Source organism: Cryobacterium sp. LW097, assembly GCF_002205495.2.
Lineage (GTDB): Bacteria > Actinomycetota > Actinomycetes > Actinomycetales > Microbacteriaceae > Cryobacterium > Cryobacterium zongtaii.
Genome location: NZ_CP021992.1, coordinates 3,157,764 through 3,178,244, shown reverse-complemented (window position 1 = coordinate 3,178,244; position 20,481 = coordinate 3,157,764). Strand labels below are relative to the sequence as shown.

16 protein-coding genes are annotated in these 20,481 nt (G+C 66.4%); 11 read left to right on the top strand and 5 right to left on the bottom strand.

Going from position 1 to position 20,481, the window contains the following annotated elements; all coding sequences use genetic code 11:
- Positions 1 to 20: 20 nt before the first annotated feature.
- Positions 21 to 827, bottom strand: coding sequence for an IclR family transcriptional regulator (locus tag B7495_RS14935; RefSeq protein WP_088457278.1), 807 nt, complete (start codon positions 825 to 827; stop codon positions 21 to 23).
- A gap of 359 nt (positions 828 to 1,186) precedes the next feature.
- Here B7495_RS14935 and B7495_RS14930 point away from each other — a divergent pair, with 359 nt between their 5' ends.
- From B7495_RS14930 to B7495_RS14895, 8 genes are all read left to right on the top strand, one after another.
- Positions 1,187 to 3,493: a tagaturonate reductase gene (locus B7495_RS14930; protein ID WP_168195337.1), complete on the top strand. Its 2,307-nt coding sequence runs from the start codon at positions 1,187 to 1,189 to the stop codon at positions 3,491 to 3,493.
- Positions 3,494 to 3,527: 34 nt separating this feature from the next.
- Positions 3,528 to 4,913: a glucuronate isomerase gene (gene uxaC, locus B7495_RS14925; protein ID WP_088457276.1), complete on the top strand. Its 1,386-nt coding sequence runs from the start codon at positions 3,528 to 3,530 to the stop codon at positions 4,911 to 4,913.
- Positions 4,914 to 4,962: 49 nt separating this feature from the next.
- Entirely contained in the window at positions 4,963 to 6,402 is a 1,440-nt protein-coding gene (locus B7495_RS14920; protein ID WP_088457275.1) for a glycoside-pentoside-hexuronide (GPH):cation symporter, read from the top strand.
- Positions 6,403 to 6,436: 34 nt separating this feature from the next.
- Positions 6,437 to 7,981 carry a UxaA family hydrolase gene (locus B7495_RS14915; protein WP_088457274.1) on the top strand — a complete coding sequence of 515 codons (1,545 nt, stop codon included), beginning with the start codon at positions 6,437 to 6,439 and terminating at the stop codon, positions 7,979 to 7,981.
- Positions 7,981 to 8,976, top strand: a complete 996-nt coding sequence (locus tag B7495_RS14910; RefSeq protein ID WP_088457273.1) for a sugar kinase — start codon at positions 7,981 to 7,983, stop codon at positions 8,974 to 8,976. Before B7495_RS14915 ends, B7495_RS14910 begins: the two co-directional genes overlap by 1 nt.
- Positions 8,973 to 9,620 (top strand): bifunctional 4-hydroxy-2-oxoglutarate aldolase/2-dehydro-3-deoxy-phosphogluconate aldolase, encoded by a 648-nt coding sequence (locus B7495_RS14905; protein ID WP_088457272.1) that lies wholly within the window; start codon positions 8,973 to 8,975, stop codon positions 9,618 to 9,620. The genes B7495_RS14910 and B7495_RS14905 overlap by 4 nt, the downstream gene beginning before the upstream one ends.
- A gap of 123 nt (positions 9,621 to 9,743) precedes the next feature.
- The gene (locus tag B7495_RS14900) at positions 9,744 to 12,008 is read left to right on the top strand and encodes a bifunctional diguanylate cyclase/phosphodiesterase (RefSeq protein WP_134480925.1); all 2,265 of its coding nucleotides are present in this window, start codon (positions 9,744 to 9,746) and stop codon (positions 12,006 to 12,008) included.
- A 100-nt stretch (positions 12,009 to 12,108) separates the two neighbouring features.
- Positions 12,109 to 12,987: an SDR family oxidoreductase gene (locus B7495_RS14895; RefSeq protein WP_088457270.1), complete on the top strand. Its 879-nt coding sequence runs from the start codon at positions 12,109 to 12,111 to the stop codon at positions 12,985 to 12,987.
- Positions 12,988 to 13,066: 79 nt separating this feature from the next.
- Here the strand turns inward: B7495_RS14895 and B7495_RS14890 are convergent, their stop codons facing one another.
- Complete coding sequence (locus B7495_RS14890) at positions 13,067 to 13,420, bottom strand: PLD nuclease N-terminal domain-containing protein (protein ID WP_370028172.1); 354 nt, start codon at positions 13,418 to 13,420, stop codon at positions 13,067 to 13,069.
- A gap of 320 nt (positions 13,421 to 13,740) precedes the next feature.
- Here B7495_RS14890 and B7495_RS14885 point away from each other — a divergent pair, with 320 nt between their 5' ends.
- The gene (locus B7495_RS14885; RefSeq protein ID WP_088457269.1) at positions 13,741 to 15,291 is read left to right on the top strand and encodes a diguanylate cyclase; all 1,551 of its coding nucleotides are present in this window, start codon (positions 13,741 to 13,743) and stop codon (positions 15,289 to 15,291) included.
- 32 nt (positions 15,292 to 15,323) lie between these two features.
- Here the strand turns inward: B7495_RS14885 and araA are convergent, their stop codons facing one another.
- Both araA and B7495_RS14875 read right to left on the bottom strand, forming a co-directional pair.
- The gene (araA, locus tag B7495_RS14880; RefSeq protein WP_088455058.1) at positions 15,324 to 16,847 is read right to left on the bottom strand and encodes an L-arabinose isomerase; all 1,524 of its coding nucleotides are present in this window, start codon (positions 16,845 to 16,847) and stop codon (positions 15,324 to 15,326) included.
- The gene (locus B7495_RS14875; protein ID WP_088457268.1) at positions 16,847 to 17,557 is read right to left on the bottom strand and encodes an L-ribulose-5-phosphate 4-epimerase; all 711 of its coding nucleotides are present in this window, start codon (positions 17,555 to 17,557) and stop codon (positions 16,847 to 16,849) included. Before B7495_RS14875 ends, araA begins: the two co-directional genes overlap by 1 nt.
- Positions 17,558 to 17,796: 239 nt before the next feature.
- Between B7495_RS14875 and B7495_RS14870 the strand changes: the two genes are divergently transcribed.
- Complete coding sequence (locus B7495_RS14870) at positions 17,797 to 18,852, top strand: LacI family DNA-binding transcriptional regulator (protein WP_370028169.1); 1,056 nt, start codon at positions 17,797 to 17,799, stop codon at positions 18,850 to 18,852.
- A 49-nt stretch (positions 18,853 to 18,901) separates the two neighbouring features.
- Here B7495_RS14870 and B7495_RS14865 read toward each other — a convergent pair whose 3' ends face one another.
- Positions 18,902 to 19,657 carry a phosphotransferase gene (locus B7495_RS14865; RefSeq protein ID WP_088457267.1) on the bottom strand — a complete coding sequence of 252 codons (756 nt, stop codon included), beginning with the start codon at positions 19,655 to 19,657 and terminating at the stop codon, positions 18,902 to 18,904.
- 83 nt (positions 19,658 to 19,740) lie between these two features.
- Between B7495_RS14865 and B7495_RS14860 the strand changes: the two genes are divergently transcribed.
- The gene (locus tag B7495_RS14860; protein ID WP_151199591.1) at positions 19,741 to 20,442 is read left to right on the top strand and encodes a hypothetical protein; all 702 of its coding nucleotides are present in this window, start codon (positions 19,741 to 19,743) and stop codon (positions 20,440 to 20,442) included.
- The last annotated feature ends 39 nt before the right edge of the window (positions 20,443 to 20,481 follow it).

Below are 20,481 nucleotides of genomic sequence, written 5' to 3'. Positions count from 1 at the left end.
GGCTGACCGGCGCCGGTTGCCTAGAGCAGGGTCATCACGTCGCGGGCCGCCGTCATCAGCAGCGGAGCATAGGACTCGAGCGTCTCCCTGGCTACCAGGGGGGCGATGGTCGTGATGCCGATGCCGCCGATGAGGTGCTGCTGGGTGTCGAACACCGGCACCGCCATGCAGCGGATGTGCTCCTCGTTTTCCTGGTCGTCGATGGAGAAGCCGCGGTTGCGCACCAGCGCACCGTCGGCGAGCAGGTCGGCGACGGTTGTGATGGTGAACGCGGTGCGGGAGTGCAACCCGGTGCGGGTCGCGTAATTGCGCACCTCGCTCTCGGGGAGGTGGGCCAGGATCGACTTGCCGATCGCCGTCGAATGCAGCGGAATCTGGCCGCCGACCCGCGAAGCGATCTGGATCGGCTGGGCGGTGTCCTCGATCTTCTCCACGTAGGTGGCGAAGTCCCCGGTGCGCAGCGCGAAGTGGATGGTGCTGCGCACGTCGGTCTGCAGCTGCCGGAGCCTGGCTCCCACCAGGTCGGAGTCGTTGGGGCCGGCGGTGAGCTTGAGCGCGAGGAGGCGCAGCGAGCGACCGGGCGCGTAGCTGCCGTCGGGGCGACGGGTGACGTACCCGCTGTCGATCAGCTCGCTCAGCAAGCGGAAGACGCTGGTCTTGGCCAGGCCGGTTTCCTTCACCAGGTCGCTGAGCCGGTGGGAGTCACCCGGGTTGGACACGGCCTCAAGCACCCGCAGCAGCTTCTGTGCCGCATTGTCCTTGGCCCGGTTGCCCAGCCCGTCGAGCTCAGGCGCGGTCGTGGCCTCGATCTCGTTCGCCACCGTCATGTGTCCCACCTCTGTTCTGAAGTTCTGCCCTGCGGACCATTTAACCACGGTTGCGGAATCTCGGTGGCATCCCGCCGCGCTCCGAGCCGGATTCGATGCCGTCAGACCCTTGACAACGCGACAAACGCCTGCTTCAGACGCGTCGTTCCGGTCTGACGTCGATTCCTCGGCCGCCCAAGTTGCGAAAAGGAATCGCACGGGGTTATGTTGAGTTCACGTGACGGACTCATGTTCCATCACGCGGAACAGATTCAGAATAGATCTGGCTGATTCTCACAGTGGAGGAACTCATGCAGGGAACTGCGCACGAACCTGGGTCGGCAAGCGAGAGTGCTCTCCCGCTGCCGAGCGGCATCCGAATGGTGACAGGGGCAGGCTCGTTGCCGGCCGTTGAAGTCGCTCTTCCTGCGGCCACCGCGCTGGTCTACCTGCACGGCGCACACGTCGCCCAGTGGACCCCCACCGGCCAGAAACCGGTGCTGTGGATGAGTGAACACAGCGCATACTCGTCCTCCGCTGCCCTTCGCGGCGGCATTCCGGTGTGCTTCCCCTGGTTCGGCCCGAATCCCACCGACGCCATGGCACCCAACCACGGTTGGGCACGCATTTCGCCCTGGACCCTCACCGCTGCAGCCATCGTCGGCCCTGATGCCGTGCTCACCTTCGACCTGGCCGGTACTCAGCCCGATGAGGCCGGCACTGCCCAGCCGGTGTCGATGCGATACACCGTTACCATCGGCGCCCAGCTCACCCTCGAGCTCGTGGTTCTCAACGAGGGAACCGCCACGGTTTCGGTGGAGACCGCACTCCACACCTATTTCGCCGTCGGCGACGCCCGCACGACTCAGCTCCTCGGGCTCACTGACCTGCCCTACCTCGACCGCAGCGTCACCCCGGCCGTCACGTCGAGTTCGGCCCTGCCCGTCTCCATCGTCGGCGCCGAGATCGACCGGATCTACCCGATGCCCCGCACCGTCACCATCGACGACGTCACCAATGCACGCACAATAACGGTCGGCGACACCGATGCCGCCCAGACCGTCGTCTGGAACCCCGGCACCGTCAAGGCCGCCGCGATGGGCGACTACGGCGACGACGAATGGACCGAGACCGTCTGCGTCGAGGCCTGCAACGTGCGCGATCAGGCCGCCATCCTCGCCCCGGGCCAGAGCACCAGCATGAGCGTCGGCATCGCTGTCGCACCCCACCCGCAACACACCGAACAGCACCACGAAGGACAGCTCGTCATGGAACGACTCACCAGCGCCATCCACCCGGTTCAGACCCTGCCCACCCGCGCCATCCAGTTCGGCGAGGGCAACTTCCTGCGCGGATTCGTGGACTGGCAGCTCCAGCAGATGAACAAGCAGGGGCTGTTCAACGGTGGCGTCAAGATCGTGCAGCCCCTGGCCGGCGGCCTCGTCGCCATGCTCGACGAGCAGGACGGCCTGTACACGGTGCTGCTGGAAGGCAAGCAGGACGGCGAAGAAGTGCAGTCCCACGAGGTGATCACTCTGGTCAACGGCACCGTCAACCCGTACACCGACTACGAGGCCTACCTCGCCCTCGCCGAAGACGACGACATCGAGTTCATCTTCTCCAACACCACCGAGTCCGGCATTGTCTACAACGCAGAAGACAAGCTGGCCGACACGCCCCACGCCAGCTTCCCCGGCAAGCTCACCGCGCTCTTGTTCCGCCGGTTCGAGCTCGGCAAGAAGGGCTTTCAGCTGATTCCGTGCGAGCTCATCGAGCGCAACGGCGACAAACTCAAGGAAACTGTTCTCGCAACCGCCGCGAACTGGGGCCTCAGCGCCGACTTCATTCAGTGGGTCAACACCGACAACACCTTCTACTCCAGCCTGGTCGACCGGATCGTCCCCGGCTACCCCAAGGACCGCGCCGAGGAACTCTGCGCCGAGTTCGGCTTCGAAGACCGCCTCATCGTCAAGGCCGAACCGTTCCTGCTCTGGGTCATCGAGGGCCCGCAGTCACTCACCGAGAGCCTGCCGCTGGCCCGGGCCGGCCTCAACGTAACCGTGACCGACGACATGACCCCGTACCGCGAACGCAAGGTGTTCCTGCTCAACGCCCCGCACACCACGATGGCCTCCCTCGCCCGCCTCGCCGGCGTTGAGACCGTGCGCGACGTGATGCTCGATGCCGACTTCGGCCCGCTCGTCGAAGCGGTGATGTACGAGGAGATCATGCCCGTGCTCGACCTACCGCACGACGAACTCGCGGCATACGCCGAGTCGGTGAAGGAGCGCTTCGAGAACCCGTTCATGCACCACGAGCTCTCCGCAATCGCCCTGAACAGCGCCTCCAAGTTCAAGAGCCGCCTGCTGCCGGTCCTCACCGGCTTCCACACCAAGAACGGCACCTTCCCGCCCCGAGTCACGCTCGCGCTTTCCGCCATCCTGCTCGCCTACAGCGGCGACCCAGCCGTCACGATCACCCCGGTCGACAGCGCTGAGACCATCGCGGCCTTCCACGCCGCCTACGCCACGGATGCTTACGTCGCCACGATCCTGGCTGACACCACCCTGTGGGGCACCGACCTCACCGAGCTCGACGGCCTCGTCGACCAGGTCGCTGCCGGCCTCGACGCCCTGCGCGACCGCGGCGTGCGCGCCACCATCGCCGACCTCGCCGTCCGCGCCTAACCCCCGACCGACCCCAGACAAAGGACCGCAGATCATGCTCCTCAACGACGACTTCCTGCTCGGCACCGACATGGCGAAGAAGCTGTTTCACAATCACGCCAAGCACATGCCGATCATCGATTTCCACTGCCATCTGAACCCCCAGGAGATCTACGAAGACCAGAACTTCGCCAGCATCACCGAGGTGTGGTTGAAAGGCGACCATTACAAATGGCGCCTGATGCGTGCCAACGGCGTGCCGGAGAACCTCATCACCGGCGACGGCGACGACTTCGACAAGTTCTACGCGTGGGCCGGTACCGTCGAAAAGGCTCTCGGCAACCCGCTCTACGTGTGGACCCACCTCGAACTCAAGCGCTTTTTCAACATCGACCTGGTCCTCAGCCGCGAAACCGCCCGCGAGGTCTACGACCGCGCCAACGCCCTGCTGGCCACGGCCGGGTTCTCCCGCCGTAGCCTGATCCGGTCCAGCAACGTCACGACCATCTGCACCACGGATGACCCCGCAGACGACCTGCACTTCCACGAACTGCTCCAGAGCGAGACGGCCTTCACCGTTGTCCCCGCGTTCCGCCCGGACAAGGCCATGAACATCCACGCCGCCGGTTACGCGGACTACCTGGTCACCCTCGGCACGGCCGCCGGGGTCAAGATCGGCTCCTTCGCCGACATCGTCGACGCCCTGTCGGCCCGGGTCGACTTCTTCCACTCCATGGGCGCCCGGCTCTCCGACCACGCCCTGGACACCGTCGTATATGCGGAGTCGACCGAAGCCGAGCTCGACGTCATCGTCACGACGGCCATGACCGGCGGCACGCTCACCGACCTCGGCATCGCCCAGTACCGCACCGCGGTGCTCAAGGCGCTGATGCGCATGTACCACCGCAAGAACTGGACCATGCAGCTGCACCTGCACGCCCTGCGCAACACCAACACCGTGATGCTGGGCAAGCTCGGCCCGGACACCGGCTACGACGGCCTCAACGACCGCAGCGTCGCCGAGCCGCTCGCCGCGTTGTTCGACTCGATGGAACTCGAAGACGCCATCCCGCGCACGATGCTCTACTCCCTCAACCCCAACGACTACATGCCGCTCGTCACCCTGATGGGCGCCTACCAGAAGGACACCGTTCAGAAGATGCAGCTGGGCAGCGCCTGGTGGCACAACGACACCCGCAACGGCATGCGGCTGCAGCTGTCCACCTTCGCCGACGAGAGCCTCCTCTCCAACTTCGTCGGCATGCTCACCGACTCCCGCAGCTTTCTGTCCTACCCGCGGCACGAGTACTTCCGCCGCATCCTCTGCGAGCTGATTGGCGAATGGGTCGAACTCGGCGAGGTCCCCGACGACGAGGCCATCCTCGGCCGGATGGTCGAAGACATCTGCTTCAACAACGCGAACAACTACTTCGGTCTGTAACCAGGCCACTGCCCGATATCCGTTCAAATCGAAAGTGTGTATGTGAGTCATGGCAATTCAAACTGGTATTGAAGCTGGGGAATCAGCCCCAGCTGCTCCTCAGCCCGGGACCGCCACCATCGAGCGCATCTCCACCAAGGAGAAGGTCTCTTATGGGTTCGGCGACTTCGGCAACGGCTTCATGTTCGACCTGGGTCAGTCGTACCTGACCAAGTTCTGGATCGACACCGCCGGCATTGCCGCGGGCGTCGTGGCCCTCATCTTCTCGCTCGCCAAGATCTTCGACGCGTTCATGGACCCGATCGCGGCGGCCTACATCGACAGCCGCAAGTTCGGCAAGCGCGGCAAGTTCCGCCCGGTGATGATGGTCTCCTCGATCCTCCTCGGCGTGATGACCGTGGTCACCTTCACGATGCCCGACGTCAGCATGGGCTGGAAGATCGCCTACGCGGCCGGCACCTACGCCATCTGGGGCCTCATCTACTCCTTCACCAACGACCCGTACGGGTCGCTGGCCTCGGTGATGACCCGCAACATCAAGGACCGCGCCCAGCTGGCCACCACCCGCCAGGCCGGTTCGCTCGGTGCTCAGTGGATCTGCGGCTTCGCGTTCATCCCGATCATGATGGTGTTCGGCGGCATGACCGGCGCCAACTACATGTGGGCCTCCGCGGTGTTCGCCCTCATCGGCATCATCTCCTTCTACATCTGCTACCGCGGCACCAAGGAACGCGTCTACGTCAACCGCGCCGTGGGCTTCGAGCAGAACGGCATGAAGGACTACGCCAAGGCGATCTTCACCAACCGGCCGCTGCTCGGCCTGGTGCTGATGACCCTGTTCACGATCTCCGCCATGAACGTGAACAACATGATGATGATCTTCTTCGCCGAATACAACCTCGGCAATATCGCCCTGCAACCGGTGCTGAACCTGGTCATGATCGGCGCCTCCATCGTGGGCATCATGTTCGTGCCCCGCCTGGTCGGCCGATTCGGCAAGAAGCGCACCGCCATGGGCGGATTCATCATCGGTGTGATCGCCAACGGCCTGAACTTCATGATCCCCACCAACCTGTGGACCTTCATGCTGCTGGTGACCATCGGCTACATGGCCCTGGCCATCCCGAACGCCGTCACCTGGGCTTTCGTCTCCGACACCATCGACTACGGCGAATGGCACACCGGAGTGCGCAAGGAGACCATGACCTACGCGGCCTTCAACTTCTCCCGCAAGATCGCCCAGTCCATTGCCGCCCTCGTGGGCGCCGGGATGCTCGCCGTCACCGGCTACATCGCCCAGGGCGCCAGCCAGTCGGAGGAAACCCTCTTCGGTATCAAGGCCGTGATGACCCTCTACCCGGCCGTCGCCCTCGCCCTGGCCGCCGTGATCGTCTACTTCCTCTACAACCTGTCCGACGACAAGTACACCGCCATCGCCCACGACCTCGAAGCAGGCCGCTGGGAAAAGGGAATCATCGGCCAGGCGTAAGCCCGACCGTCTCGCTTATCTAAGGACTCATTTCATGTCACACATCGACAGCATCACCACCGGCACTTCCGTGCTGGTCATGGCCGAGGGCGACGACGTCGCGGTCGCCCTCCGAGACCTCCAGCCGGGGGAGACCCTCCCCGTCGGCGACGGTCTCCTCACCGTCACCACGCTCATCCCGAGCGGCCACAAGGTCGCCCTCACCGACCTCGACGTCGGCGTCACCGTGCACAAGTACGGCCAGTCGATCGGGGTTGCCACGGCGCCGATCAGCCGGGGCGAGCAGGTGCACAGCCACAACATCGGCATGGACCTCGCTGCCCGCACCCACGAATTCGGCACCGTGCACACCGAGCTGCCGGCCCCGACGGCCCGCCGAACCTTCGACGGTTACCGCCGCGCCGACGGCCGGGCCGGTACGCGTAACTACATTGCGATCCTCACCACGGTCAACTGCTCCGGAACCACTGCCAAGCTCATCGCCGACAGATTCCGCGGTGGCGCGTTGGACGGGTTCGAGAACGTCGACGGCGTCATCGCCCTCACCCACCAGAGCGGCTGCGGCCTCGTGCTGGAAAGCGAAGGCGCCCAGGTGCTGCTCCGCACGCTCAACGGCTATGCCAGCCATCCCAACATCGCGGGCGTCCTGATGCTCAGCCTCGGCTGCGAGATGACCCCGACCAGCCTGGTCCTCGCCGAGGGCGCCCTGCCCAGCGACACCGTGGTGGAGTCCCTGTCGATCCAGGAGACCGGCGGCATGCGCAACACCGTCGCCGCCGGCGTCGAGAAGATCCTCACCCTGGCCGAACAGATCAATAACCGCCACCGCGAACCCATCGACATCTCCGAGCTGGTGCTGGGCCTGAACTGCGGCGGCTCCGACGGTTACTCCGGCATCACGGCCAACCCGGCCCTGGGCTGGGCGTCGGATGTGCTCGTGGCGCACGGCGGAACATCCGTTCTCGCCGAGACCCCGGAGATCTACGGCGCCGAGCACCTGCTCACCGCCCGCGCCACCACCCCCGCGGTCGGTCACAAGCTGATCGACCGGATCGATTGGTGGGAAACCTACATCCACGCCAACGGCGGCACCATGGACAACAACCCCTCCCCGGGCAACAAGGCCGGCGGTATCAGCACCATTCTGGAGAAGTCGCTGGGCGCCGTTGCCAAGGCCGGCCACGCCGATCTCGCCGCCGTGTACGAGTACGCGGAACCGATCGACACCCGCGGCCTGGGCTTCATGGACACCCCCGGGTACGACCCGGTCTCGGTCACCGGCCTGGTCGCCGGCGGGGCCACCGTCGTGGTCTTCACCACCGGCCGCGGCTCGGTCTTCGGCTGCAAGCCCACCCCGAGCATCAAGGTGGGCACCAATACGGAACTGTTCCTGCGCCAGGGCGACGACATCGACATCGACGCCGGCCGGATCGCCGACGGCAACGCCACCGTAGACGAGGTCGGCGCCGAGATCCTCGAGATGATCATCGCCGTCGCCAGCGGCACCCAGACCGTCAGCGAAGAATTCGACGTGGGCCAGGAAGAGTTCGTGCCGTGGCACATCGGGGCCGTGACCTAATGGGTGCCTCGCAGCCAACCGTGGTCTGCTTCGGCGAGACGATGGGCATGTTCACGCCCACCAGCTCGGTGCCGTTGAACACCGCGACCGGTTTCACCCTGGGCACCGGCGGTGCCGAATCGAACGTCGCCATGCACCTGGCCGAACTCGGCCACGCCGTGGCGTGGGCCAGCGCCGTGGGCACCGACCCGGTCGGCACCAAGATCATCGACGCCCTCGGCGCCGCCGGCGTCGACACCCGGTGGGTCGGCCGCACCGCCGACGCACCAACCGGGCTCTACCTCAAGGAGCCCGACACCGGTAGCGGAGCACACGTGTTCTACTACCGCCAAGGCTCGGCGGCATCCACGCTGAAGATCGCGGATGCCGACGGCTGGCCCCTGGCCGGCGCCCGGTGGATCCACACCACCGGGATCACCCCCGCGTTGTCGGACAGCTGCTCCGCTCTTGTGGAACACGTGCTCGACCACGCCGCGGACTGGGGGGCGTCGGTCTCGTTCGACATCAACTTCCGCCCCGGTATCTGGTCGGTTCTGGATGCCGCGCCGCGGCTGCTCGCCCTGGCCGAGAAGGCAACCGTCGTGCTCGTCGGACTCGATGAAGCCGCCGTGCTGTGGGGCTGTGCCACCGCGGCCGACGTGCGGGCCCTGCTGCCCCGGCTGCCGTATCTGGTGGTGAAGGATTCCTCGATCGATGCCACCGAATTCGCCCTCGCCGCGGACGGCACCGACACCGTCACGGTGGTGCCGGCCCGCAAGGTCGACGTCGTCGAACCCGTCGGCGCGGGCGACGCCTTCGCCGCCGGCTACCTGTCCAGCCTGCTCTCTGCGGAACCCTCCGCGGAGCGCCTCGAGCGCGGTCACTCCCGCGCCGCCTGGGCGCTGGGCAGCCGCCAGGACTTCCGCCCGGGACTCGGCCAGCGGATGTCGGCCGACGAACCGTCCGCGCCAGCCACCCACGACCGTACGTTCGACCTCAGGAGAGAACCCGCATGACCTCGTCCACCAGCACCACCACCCAGCCTCTCAGCGCCACCCAGTGGTTCCCCGGCGACTTCTTCCGAGTCCCCGTCATCGCGGTCTTCCGCGGGCTGTCGGCCGCCGAAGCCGTACGCCTGTCGGTGCGCGCCTGGGACGCCGGGGTTGAACACGTCGAAATCCCGATCCAGACCCTCGACGCCGTCCCCGTGCTGCAGGCCGTCGCCGACGCTGCTGCCGAACGAGGCCTCGTGATCGGCGCCGGCACCGTGACCACGATCGACCAGCTCGACGCTGCGACGAACGTGGGCGTCGCGTTCACGGTCTCGCCCGGCCTCGACCCGGCCATCGTGGCCGAAAGCGTGCGCCGCGGCATCCCGCACCTGCCGGGCATCGCCACGGCCACCGAAATCCTGCAGGCCCGCGCCCTGGGTCTCACCTGGGTGAAGGCGTTCCCCGCGTCCCTGCTCGGAGCGGCCTGGGTCAAGGCCCAGAAGGGTCCGTACCCGGACACCAACTTCATCGCCACCGGCGGCGTGACCGCCCTGAACGCGCCGGAATTCCTGGCCGCGGGCACCAACGTGGTCGGCCTCTCCGGCGCTTTCGCCGACGACGCCCAGCTCGACCTTGTGCGCGCCCTGATCGCCGGCACCCGCAAGTAACAATTCGCATCACCCGGGCCCCGCGACCGCACGGTCGCGGGGCCCGTTCCGGTCGCCAGGGACCAAAGTCACGGCCGGCCGGGCGGTAGGCTGAGCGGAGATCTGAGGGAGAGTCACGTGTGGGTGAACTGGCGTGACAGAACGCATCGCGGCGATGGGGACCGATGGCTGATCTGGGCCGTTTTTGTGCTTGTGGCGGCGTACACGCTCGGACTGCTTCTGAACGGTGCGGGCCCCAGCCCCCTCGTTGACATCTGGTTGGGCGAGCTCACCCAATGGGTGCCCGTCGCGGTCTTCTGGGTGGCCGTTGTGCGCACGGGCTTCGCCCGTGGCGACGTTCTCTTCGCCACGCTCGCGGTGACGTTCAATGCCGCCGCCGACACTTACTACGTGCTCGCTATGGATGCGGGCGGCGAACTGCCGTTCCCGTCCCCGGCCGATTTCGGATATCTGCTGTTTTACCCGCTGATGCTTCTCGCCCTCGTGGCTCTTGTCCGCAGACAGATGCGCGGCCTGGCCTGGTCCGTCCTGCTGGATAGCGCGGTCGGGGCCCTCGGCGCTGCCGCGGTCCTCGCTGCCGTCCTCGGCCCGGTGCTCACCGAGGCAGCCGATGAGTCCGCGATCCTGGCCACAGCCGTCGCGGTTGCTTACCCGGTCTTCGACCTGCTCCTCGTCGCCGCGATCGCCGGCATCGCCGCCGCCCCGGGCTTGCACATCGGCTCGCGCTGGGCGTTTCTGGTCGGCGGCCTTGTCGTCTTCGCCGGCGCCGACGTGGTCTATGCGCTGCTGGAGGTGAGTGGCACCTACATCGTCGGCGTTCCGCTCGATGCCGCGTGGGCGCTCGGTCTCGCCCTGATGGCGGTGTGGGTCGACGCGACCGACCGCCCCCAACGCGGCATCGTCGTGGGCGCCCGAAAGACCCCGGCCCTGTTCGTTCCCGCGGTGGCCGTCGCCGCCGGACTGGGCGTACTCATCCTCGGCACGCAGGTCGTCCAGCCGGTTGCCGCGGTCATCCTGGCCAGCCTCACCGTGTCCCTGGCCGCGATCCCGCTGGTATTCCGGCAGCGGCTGCTGCGCCGGCAGGCCCGGACCGACGACCTGACCGGGCTGCCCAACCGGCGGGCGCTGTACACGGATGCGCCCGCGCTGCTCACCCTCAGTCGCACGCCCTCCCGTCAACGGCACAGTGCGCTCCTGCTACTCGACCTCGACAGGTTCAAGGAAGTCAACGACAGCCTCGGACACGACGTCGGCGACAGGCTGCTGGTGCTGGTGAGCGGCCGCCTGGCGGCAGCGCTGCCGCCGGGAGCCAGGCTGGCCCGGCTCGGCGGCGACGAATTCGCCATCCTGCTCGCTGATGCCGGCGAGGCCGAGGCCACCGTCGTGGCGTTGGGCCTGCGGGACGCGCTCGCCCAAACCTTCGCCCTCGAGGGGCTGGCCGTGCAGACCAGTGTCAGCATCGGCATCGCGTTGTTCCCCGAGCAGGGCCGCGACCTCAGCGATCTGCTGCGCCGTGCCGACATGGCGATGTACAAGGCCAAGTCCGGGCGGCACGGCCACCACGTGTACCAGTCCGAAGATGACAGTCACGGCGACACCAGGCTGCGCACCCTGCAAGACCTGCGCCTGGGCCTTACCGACGACCAACTCGTGGTGTACTACCAACCCAAGATCGGTCTGCAAAACGGTGAGGTCACCGGTGTCGAAGCACTCGTGCGCTGGCAGCATCCGACCCGCGGGCTGCTGCTGCCCGAGGACTTCCTCGACCTCGTCGAGGAATCGGGGCTGATGCACGCACTCACCCGGATCGTGCTGACCAAGGCTCTCGATCAAGCCGTGCTTTGGCACGCTGGTGGCCACGCCCTGACCATCGCGGTCAACATCTCGGCCAGCTCCCTCGTCAACGTCGAGTTCCCGGAGGAGGTCGTGCGCATGGTCAACGCACGACGGCTGCCGGCGTCGGCGTTGATGCTGGAGGTCACCGAAGACTTCTTGATGAGCGACAGGGACCGGGCTAGGGACGTGCTCACCCGGCTGCGGGAAGCCGGAATCCAGATCGCGGTCGACGACTTCGGCACCGGCTACAGCTCGCTCTCCTACCTGCGCGACCTGCCCATCGACGAGCTCAAGTTGGACAGGTCATTCGTGTTGCCGATGACCCATGACGCCCGCGCGGCCTCGCTGGTGGCGTCCACCATCGAGCTGGCGCACAGCCTGGGCCTGCGAATGGTTGCAGAGGGTGTCGAGAGCAGTGTGGCGTACGACGAGCTGGCCCGATACGGCTGCGATCATGCGCAAGGCTTCTTCATGTCGCGGCCGATTCCGGCCCTGGAACTGGACGAGTGGTTAGCTACCCGCCACGATCTGGAACCGGGCGCCGTGAACTGAATCCGGCTCCTGCCGTGACGATCGGCGGGCTGGACGCGTCTCAGTCATGAACCTGGCAAGCCGTGTACCGGCTTCGACCCTTCGCCAGCAAGGAGCTTTCATGACCGACGTCCAGAACCCCGTCACCAGTTATCACACCGGCGGCTTCCCGCTGCAGCAGCAGGACCAGCCCGGCCTCACCACGGCGACCGTGCCGCGCCCCGACCACGGCGAAGACACCTATGTCGGCACCGGGAAGCTCGTGGGCAAGCGGGCGTTGATCACCGGCGGTGACTCGGGGATCGGCCGTGCCGTCGCAATCGCCTTCGCCAGGGAGGGTGCCGACGTGGCCATCTCCTACCTGCCCGAAGAGCAGGAAGACGCCGAAGACACCGCCTCGCTCGTGCGGGCTGCCGGCCGCACCGCGGTGCTGCTGGCCGGCGACATCCGCAACGAACAGCACTGCATCGACATTGTGGAGCACACCACGGCTCAGCTCGGCGGTCTCGACATTCTCGTGCTGAACGCCGCGTACCAGGAGAACCGCAACGGTCTGGAGACGCTCTCGACCAAGGAGTTCGACAGGGTCTTCAAGACCAACCTCTACGCAACGCTGTGGATCGCCCGTGCCGCGATCCCGCACCTCAATGCGGGGTCGTCGATCATCACGACCACGTCGATCCAGGCGTCCAGCCCGTCACCGGAACTGATCGACTACGCGATGACCAAGGCGGCGCTGGTCGCGTTCACCCAGGCCCTCGCCCAGCAGCTGGGATCCACCGGGGTGCGGGTCAACGCCGTTGCACCCGGGCCGATCTGGACCCCGCTGATCCCCGCGACCTCGTGGCCGGAGAAACTGCCGACTTTCGGTCAGGACACACCGCTGGGTCGGGCCGGGCAGCCCGCCGAGCTGGCGTCGGCGTACGTCTACCTGGCGTCGACGGACTCGTCGTACACGTCGGGTGCCGTGCTGCCGGTCACCGGCGGACGCGCGTTCTAACCCGAGCGCGAACACAGCGACAGCGGGCGGCGGCATCTCGGATGCGCCGCCCGCTGTCTGTGCTCGTCGGTCGACCGGATCAGACGACGTCGGATCGGGCCTGGGTATTACCCAGCGCCCGGTCCTTCAAGACCGCGTACTCACCCTGGCTGATCGCTCCGGAGTCGAGGAGCTGCTTGGCCTGGGCGATGTCTTGCGCGGGATTGCTGCCGGCGACACTTCTGATGTACTCGTCGGTACTCGCCCTCTCCTGCATCCCGGCGCTGACCTGGCGCTCCGCCATACCGCGGCCGCGTGCGATGACGTACACGAGCACGGTCAGGATGGGCACGAAGACCATGAACAGCAGCCACGCCGCCTTCGCCCATCCGTTCAGGGTTCGATCCCGGAACACGTCGATGATCACGGCGAAGAGTGCGAATAGGTAGGACACGAACACGAATGTCCAAAAGAAGAATCCGATGAAATCCCAAAAATTAGACCAGAAACTCATGGTCGGCACCTTTCCCTGTAACGTCTGGCCGAGGCCCTGCCGCCGCATGGGGCAGCGTGTCACAGTCCTTGGCTGGTAATCACGTTAATCACGCAGGGCGGTTCTGGATCACCCGGAATGGGTGAGAACGGCACCGCGCGAACCTGAGTTGGGGGAGGCCGTGGACGGCTAGGCTGAGCGACAACAGTGCGTCCTCTCCCTCGAGAAGACCTCCGGCGGGTTTTGACACATCGGAACCGACTGTTGGGGAGGGGGACACAGTGACGGCAATCGAACTGACGGTCGATGACCGGCTGGCGTGGGTCGAGCGCCAGTACTGGATCGACAAGGATGTCGCGCTCGCTGCAGCCGAAGACTGGCTGGCGGAGTTGGGAGCAGGCGAGCACGGTGCGCTGAGCCGGCGCCTCGAGGTGCAGATCGCCTCGATCATGACCCGCAGGGGAGATCCGAGCCAGGGAGCCACCGATGTGCAGCGCATTCTGCGTTGGGCGGAGCGGCACGGCGAGCTCACCCTGCAGTCCCGCTGCCACGACGTTCTCGGATCGGTATTCGAGATGGTGGGCGACCGGGCCCTGGCCCTGGAACACGCCGTCGCCACGAACGACCTTCTGAGCGAGTCCGAGAGCCCCCTGATGCGGGCTGCCGCCCGCCTGACCCTGGCCGACGCCCTCGGCTCCACTGGATCGTTCGACGAGGCACGCCGCCGCTACAACGAGGCACTTCGTCTGGTCATCGACGACCCTGAAACCAGCATCCGCTACATGATCTTGAACAACCTCGCCTTCACGGAGTACCTGGCCGGCAATCAGGACGACGCACTCGTCGCGGTCGAGAGCCTGCTCGCGCTGTCCGAACTCAACAACCGCCCGATCGGCATGTACGCCCGCGACACTATCGCCAGGGTTTACCTCTCTGCCGGACGGCTGGAGGAAGCCGAAGCGACCCTGGTGGCGGCCATCGAGGCCAGGCCGGTCGACTTCCACCCCGACAGCATCGCCGCCGCCCAGGTCACCCTGGCCGAGACCTGTCGCAGGCGGGGGCATCTGGATGAGGCCCAGGCCGTCGTCGACCAGTGTCGGGAGCTCACCCGGGAGAACGGGCTCGTGCGCTGGGCCACCGAGCTCATGCGCGAGCAGGCGGAGATCTACGCCGAACGAGAGGATTTTCGGGCGGCGTTCGAGGCCTACCGCAGTTACCACGAACAGTCCATCGCTCTCGGCGCCAGCGAGAACGAGGCGCGCGGACGCATCCTCGAGGCGATGTTCCAGACCGCTGAGTCCCGCCGGGAAAGCGAGCGCTACCGCGAGATGGCCGAACGCGACCCTTTGACAGAGCTACGCAATCGTCGGTTCGTCGACGAGCACCTCAGCAACCTGTTGTCCCTCCTCCGCGAGGGTGGCGCACCCATCGCCATCGCGATGATCGACGTCGACCATTTCAAGCGCATCAATGACACGCTTTCGCACGAGGTCGGTGACGACGTGCTGCGGACGCTCGGCCGCATTCTGACGCAGGCTGTCGCGTCGGTTCCCGGGGCGATCGCGGCGCGTCTGGGCGGGGAAGAATTCCTTCTCATTCTGCCCGCCCACGACGCGGCCGCCGCGGGCGCACTGTGTGAAAAGGTGCGGCTGGATGTGGCCGGTCACGATTGGTCGCCCATCGACGCCGGCTTGCGGGTCACCGTGAGTCTGGGCGTCGCGCTCGCCCCGGACGATGCGGCCACGAGCTCGTCGCTGTTGCGGGCCGCCGATGTGCGCATGTACGTGGCCAAGCGGGACGGCCGCAACCGCGTGGTGCACGCCGGCGCCTGACCCATTTCGCCCAAGTGGTCGGCGGCCGAGCGTTACAGGCCTTGCGCCAGGCGGTAGTACGCCTGGTTCCATCGGACCTCGCGGGAGAAGTCCCGCAGGGTGGTGGTTTCATCGATCACGAGGAGCTCGGTTTGAGCGATCTCGGCGAAGTCTTGGAACACCTCGATGCCGACGGCTGTCGACATGACGGTGTGGTGGGCGGCGCCGGCGGTGAGCCAGGCGGCGGCGGAGGTGGCGAAGTCGGGTGCGGGCTTCCAGACGGCGCGGCCGACGGGGAGTTTGGGTAGCGCTTGGGTGGGTTCGACGACCTCGACGACGTTCGCGGTGAGGCGGAACCTGTCGCGCATGTCGCTCATCGCGACGACCACGGCGGGGCCGGGGGCGGCGTTGAAGACCAGGCGCACCGGGTCGTCTTTGCCGCCGATGCCCAGCGGGTGGATCTCCAGGGTCGGCTTCTCGGTGGCCAGTGACGGGCTGACCTCGAGCATGTGGGCGCCGAGGATGAGTTCGGCGCCGGGGGTGAGGTCGTAGGTGTAGTCCTCCATCAGGCTCGCCCCGCCGGGCAGGCCCGAACCCATCACGTTGGCCACGCGGACCAGGATCGCGGTCTTCCAGTCGCCTTCGGCGCCGAAGCCGTAGCCCTGGGCCATGAGGCGTTGCACGGCCAGGCCGGGCAGTTGCTTGAGGGCGCCGAGGTCTTCGAAGTTGGTGGTGAACGCGCTGAAACCGCCGGCTTCGAGGAAGGACTTCAACCCGAGTTCGATCGCGGCGCCGTAACGCAGCGACTCGTGCCGGTCACCGCCGCGGCGAAGCTCCGGGGCCACGTCGTAGAGCTCGTCGTATTCGGCCACGAGCGCGTCGATGTCAGCAGCCGTGGCGGCGTGCACGGTCTCGGCGAGTTCGTTGACCGACCAGGTGTTCACCTGCACGCCAAAACGCAGCTCGGCTTCGGTCTTGTCGCCCTCGGTGACGGCGACGTAACGCATGTTGTCGCCGAACCGGGCCAGTTTCATACTGTTCGATGCCGCCCAGCCGGCCGCAGCACGCGTCCAGGTGCCGATCGAGGCGCTGACCACCGGGTTGGACACGTGGCCGACAACGGTCTTCCGCGACACGCCCAGGCGGGTCTGGATGTACCCGAACTCCCGGTCGCCGTGCGCGGCCTGGTTCAGGTTCATGAAATCGAAATCGATCTCGGCCCAGGGCAGTTCCACGTTGGCCTGGGTGTGCAGGTGCAGCAACGGCTTGGTCAACGCGTTGAGGCCGCCGATCCACATCTTCGCCGGCGAGAACGTGTGCATCCACGCGATCAAACCGATGACCTTGTCATCACCGTTGGCATCCAACGCGGCCCGACGGATCGACTCAGCGTCCTTCAAAACCGGCTTCCACACCACCGTGACGGGCACGTCACTGGACGCGTTGAGAGCATCGGCGATCGCCCGGGACTGCTCGGCAACCTGGCGCAGGGTCTCCTCGCCATACAGGTTCTGGCTGCCGGTGAGGAACCAGACCTCGTAGCTGTCCAGGGACGTGTTGAGTGCGGTGGGTGACATTATTTGAGGGCTCCTTGCGGTGCTTGTCCGTAGACATTCTGGTAACGGTTGAAAAGAGAATCGATCGATTCCTGCGGGATCGGAATCAGCGGGCCACCCTGCCGGGCCAAGTGCACCGTACGGGCGACGTCTTCGACCATCACGGCAGCCTTGACCGCATCACGGGCATCCTTACCGATCGTGAACGGCCCATGGTTCTGCATCAACACCGCCCGGGAACGATGCCCAGCCAACGCCTCGACAATGCCCTGACCGATGGTGTCATCACCGATGATCGCGAACCGGCCCACCGGGATCGGACCGCCGAACTCATCAGCCATCGCCGTGATCACACACGGGATCTCCTCACCACGCGCAGCCCACGCCGTCGCGTAAGTGGAATGCGTGTGAACCACCCCGCCGACCTCGGGCATGTTCCGGTACACATACGCATGCGCAGCCGTGTCCGACGACGGCGACCGGTCCGCACCCGGAGTCTCCGGAACGACACTGCCATCCAGATCACAAAGAATCATGTTCTCCGGCGCCAGATCCGCATAATCCACCCCGGACGGCTTGATCACAAACAAGTCCGCGCCCGGCACCCGACCCGACACGTTACCGCCGGTCCACACCACCAAGCCATTGGCCGTCAACTCACCATGCAGCCGAGCGATATCCGCCCGCACACGCGCGATCGCGACCTCGATCTCGGGTTCATAGGAACTCATTTAGCATTCCACCTTCGTTGTGTTGCGCTTTGAGACAACTATCACGCGGTTGTATGTTAGCGCACTATCAGCGCTGAATGTTAGCGCACTATCACGACGGTTTCTGGTTTCCAGCGCGCAGTCGATGCGGCACGCTCCTGATGAACAAGTGAATTACGACTGATATCCGTCACTGGGCGAAGCACCAGAGATACCTCGCGATAGTGCGCTCCCACACCCCATGAGGGTATTCTTGACCGATGTCGACTTCTCCCGTGGGCCCGGTGGGCGAGAGCCAGCGCCCGGCGAACCGCAGTGTGCGCATGATCGACGTGGCCAGGCTCGCCGGAGTGTCCCAACAAACCGTGTCTCGGGTCGTGAACGGCCACAGCAATGTGGGGCCCGAGGTGCGGGAACGGGTCGAACGGGCGATCACCCAGCTGCGGTACAACCGGAATTCGGCTGCACGCGCGTTGGCGACCAATCGTTCGATGAACCTCGGGGTGCTCAGCTATTCCCTGCCGGTGCACGGCTCGACAATGGTGCTCTTCGGCGTCGCAGAGGAGGCGCGCCGCAACGGCTACGCCACCAGCCTCGTGAGCATCTCCGACGTCGATTCGAATGACATCCGGGCGGCCGTGGACACCCTGCTCGGTGACTCCGTGGACGGGATTGTCGTGCTGGCACCGATGTCCGCCGCGGCCCCGGTACTCAACGGGTTGGACCTGGACGTGCCCATCGTCCGCTTCGAACAGGGCGCGCCGGCCAGCTCTCACGCCGTGACCATGGACGACGGGCTCGGGGCGCGACTGGCCACCCGGCATCTGCTCGACCTCGGGCATGACACCGTGTGGCATGTGGCCGGACCGCGGGGCTGGATGGCGTCGGACGCTCGCCGCGCCGGCTGGCTGGCCGAGCTGGCCGTCGCCCACCGCCCGGTGAACCCCGAGTTCTCCACGGCAGACTGGACCGTTGAATCCGGCTACCGTGCCGGACTGTTGATCGCCGAGAACCCGGCCATCACGGCGGTGCTCGCCGCGAATGACTCCATGGCCCTGGGCATCATGAAGGCCCTGACCGAACGTGGCCTGTCGGTGCCTGGCGACGTGAGCGTCGTGGGCTTCGACGACATGAGCGAGGCCAGGTATTTCCAGCCCGGACTCACCACGATCAGGCTCGACTTCGACGAGGTCGGCCGCCTCGCGGTCGACCGTCTGCTGCAGCTGATGGGCGGCGAGGGCGCGGAGACGATTCCCGCGATCGCCCCGGAGCTGATCGTGCGCGACAGCACCACGGCGCCCCGCACCCGCGGCTGACGCCGAGTCCTGCAGGGGCTCGCGGTGTCGACCCCCACGAGCGACGCCATCAGACCGTATCGAGCTCACCCAACGCGGACTGAAGGGTGAGATCGACCCCGTGAGCCAGCATCCTTCGATAGGTCTCGTCGCCGCAGCTGGCCACTGAGCGGATGATGTCCCGTTGCGTCTGCACGCGTCGACGGATGAGCTCGAGCACATCGTCTGTCGTTCCGCCCCACCCGTAGACCCGGAGAATCGACTCCAAACGAGCCCGGCGCTCCCCGAATGCGGTGAATCCTTCGTCAACAACGAGCTGACGCGCGTGGAGCGGCACCCAGGAGAAGACGACCCAGGCGAGGTCTTCGGCGCTCGTGGTCGGGCCGGCCATGTCCCAGTCCACGAAACCCACGAGCCCGTGTGCATTCCAGACCGCATTGTAGGGCGCCGCATCGTTGTGGCCGATGATCAAGCCGGGTTTCCACGCCCGGCCCTCGCGCCACCGCGACCCTGCGGGCGGGACGAAGTCGGCGACGGCGGAGTGATAGCGCCTGAGCCAGTCGCCCACATCCAGGAGCGCTCCGTCGCTGTGGGTCCAGCGCGGCCACGGGCGGAGGTTGCCGACGGTCGAACCGTCGAGATAGCTGAGCACGTCGCGGCCCTGCGCGTCAGAGCCGAGCGAGCGCGGCGCTCCGACGAAACCGGTGGATGCCAGATGCTGCAGAAGGGCGTTCACGGCCGGTGTCCAGGGGCCGGGAATTCGACGAATCGTGCCGTCGACCAGATGGGCGCCGCCGTCAAATCCGCCAGCCAGTTTTCCGTTCACGCGGTAAGCCTCCCACGACGATGCCCCTGCTCGGAATTGCTTTTGTCCCGACGCGCTGCGATGTTTGCCACAGGGGGATACACATGAGACTTCGTGAACTGGTGGGTCGAGGGGCCGCGCTGCCGCTCGTCGGCGCACTCGCCGTCGGCGTTCTGCTGGCCGGCTGCTCGGGGAATGCCGACGACGACCAGTTGCCCGCGATGCCGTTCGACACCGTCGCCATGCCGGTCGACAGGGCGCCAACGGCCACGCCCGGACAGCACCTCGGGGTCGGCGAGATCGCCCTGCTTCCGCAGTCCAACTACAAGGGTGTGCCGGGGGACGCGATCGAAACAACCGTGTTGGGTGTCGTCGAGGGAGAACCCTCCTATTGGGACGTTTTCGACAACGGTGCGGGGTTCGCGGGGGAAACCCCGTTCTTCGCCGTGATTCAGTACCGCTGGGTCACCGGCAGCGTGACCGCCTACGCGACCCCGCTCCTGCGTCCGGTGCTCGACGACGGCACCGAAGGCGGCATCGTGGAGCGCGAATACATGGGCTCCCTGACGGCGAACACGATCTGCCCGTTCGAGCTCGAGCGGTTCGACCTCGACGAGGACCGGGGACCGGACGAGTACCTCGCCTGTGTGCTGTACACGGCACCCAAAGGTTCCACGGTGGTCGGGTTGGGCTGGCACAACCTGGGTGGCATGGCTTTCTCGGCGCCTGATCCCGCCGTCAATCCGTTCTACCCCGCACCCGTGGTCTGGGACGTCACGCCGGTCGCGGTATCCGCGGGCGATTAGACCGACCTCGGTACGGTGACGCCCCTGGAGTTTCTCCGT

What these genes read in the sequence shown, in the direction of transcription:
- B7495_RS14860 (WP_151199591.1), top strand. Translation starts at nt 19,741, where the DNA reads ATGAGACTTCGTGAACTGGTGGGTCGAGGGGCCGCGCTGCCGCTCGTC.
- B7495_RS14915 (WP_088457274.1), top strand. Translation starts at nt 6,437, where the DNA reads ATGTCACACATCGACAGCATCACCACCGGCACTTCCGTGCTGGTCATG.
- B7495_RS14920 (WP_088457275.1), top strand. Translation starts at nt 4,963, where the DNA reads ATGGCAATTCAAACTGGTATTGAAGCTGGGGAATCAGCCCCAGCTGCT.
- uxaC (WP_088457276.1), top strand. Translation starts at nt 3,528, where the DNA reads ATGCTCCTCAACGACGACTTCCTGCTCGGCACCGACATGGCGAAGAAG.
- araA (WP_088455058.1), bottom strand. Translation starts at nt 16,847, where the DNA reads ATGTCACCCACCGCACTCAACACGTCCCTGGACAGCTACGAGGTCTGG.
- B7495_RS14930 (WP_168195337.1), top strand. Translation starts at nt 1,187, where the DNA reads ATGGTGACAGGGGCAGGCTCGTTGCCGGCCGTTGAAGTCGCTCTTCCT.
- B7495_RS14910 (WP_088457273.1), top strand. Translation starts at nt 7,981, where the DNA reads ATGGGTGCCTCGCAGCCAACCGTGGTCTGCTTCGGCGAGACGATGGGC.
- B7495_RS14895 (WP_088457270.1), top strand. Translation starts at nt 12,109, where the DNA reads ATGACCGACGTCCAGAACCCCGTCACCAGTTATCACACCGGCGGCTTC.
- B7495_RS14875 (WP_088457268.1), bottom strand. Translation starts at nt 17,557, where the DNA reads ATGAGTTCCTATGAACCCGAGATCGAGGTCGCGATCGCGCGTGTGCGG.
- B7495_RS14905 (WP_088457272.1), top strand. Translation starts at nt 8,973, where the DNA reads ATGACCTCGTCCACCAGCACCACCACCCAGCCTCTCAGCGCCACCCAG.
- B7495_RS14870 (WP_370028169.1), top strand. Translation starts at nt 17,797, where the DNA reads ATGTCGACTTCTCCCGTGGGCCCGGTGGGCGAGAGCCAGCGCCCGGCG.
- B7495_RS14935 (WP_088457278.1), bottom strand. Translation starts at nt 827, where the DNA reads ATGACGGTGGCGAACGAGATCGAGGCCACGACCGCGCCTGAGCTCGAC.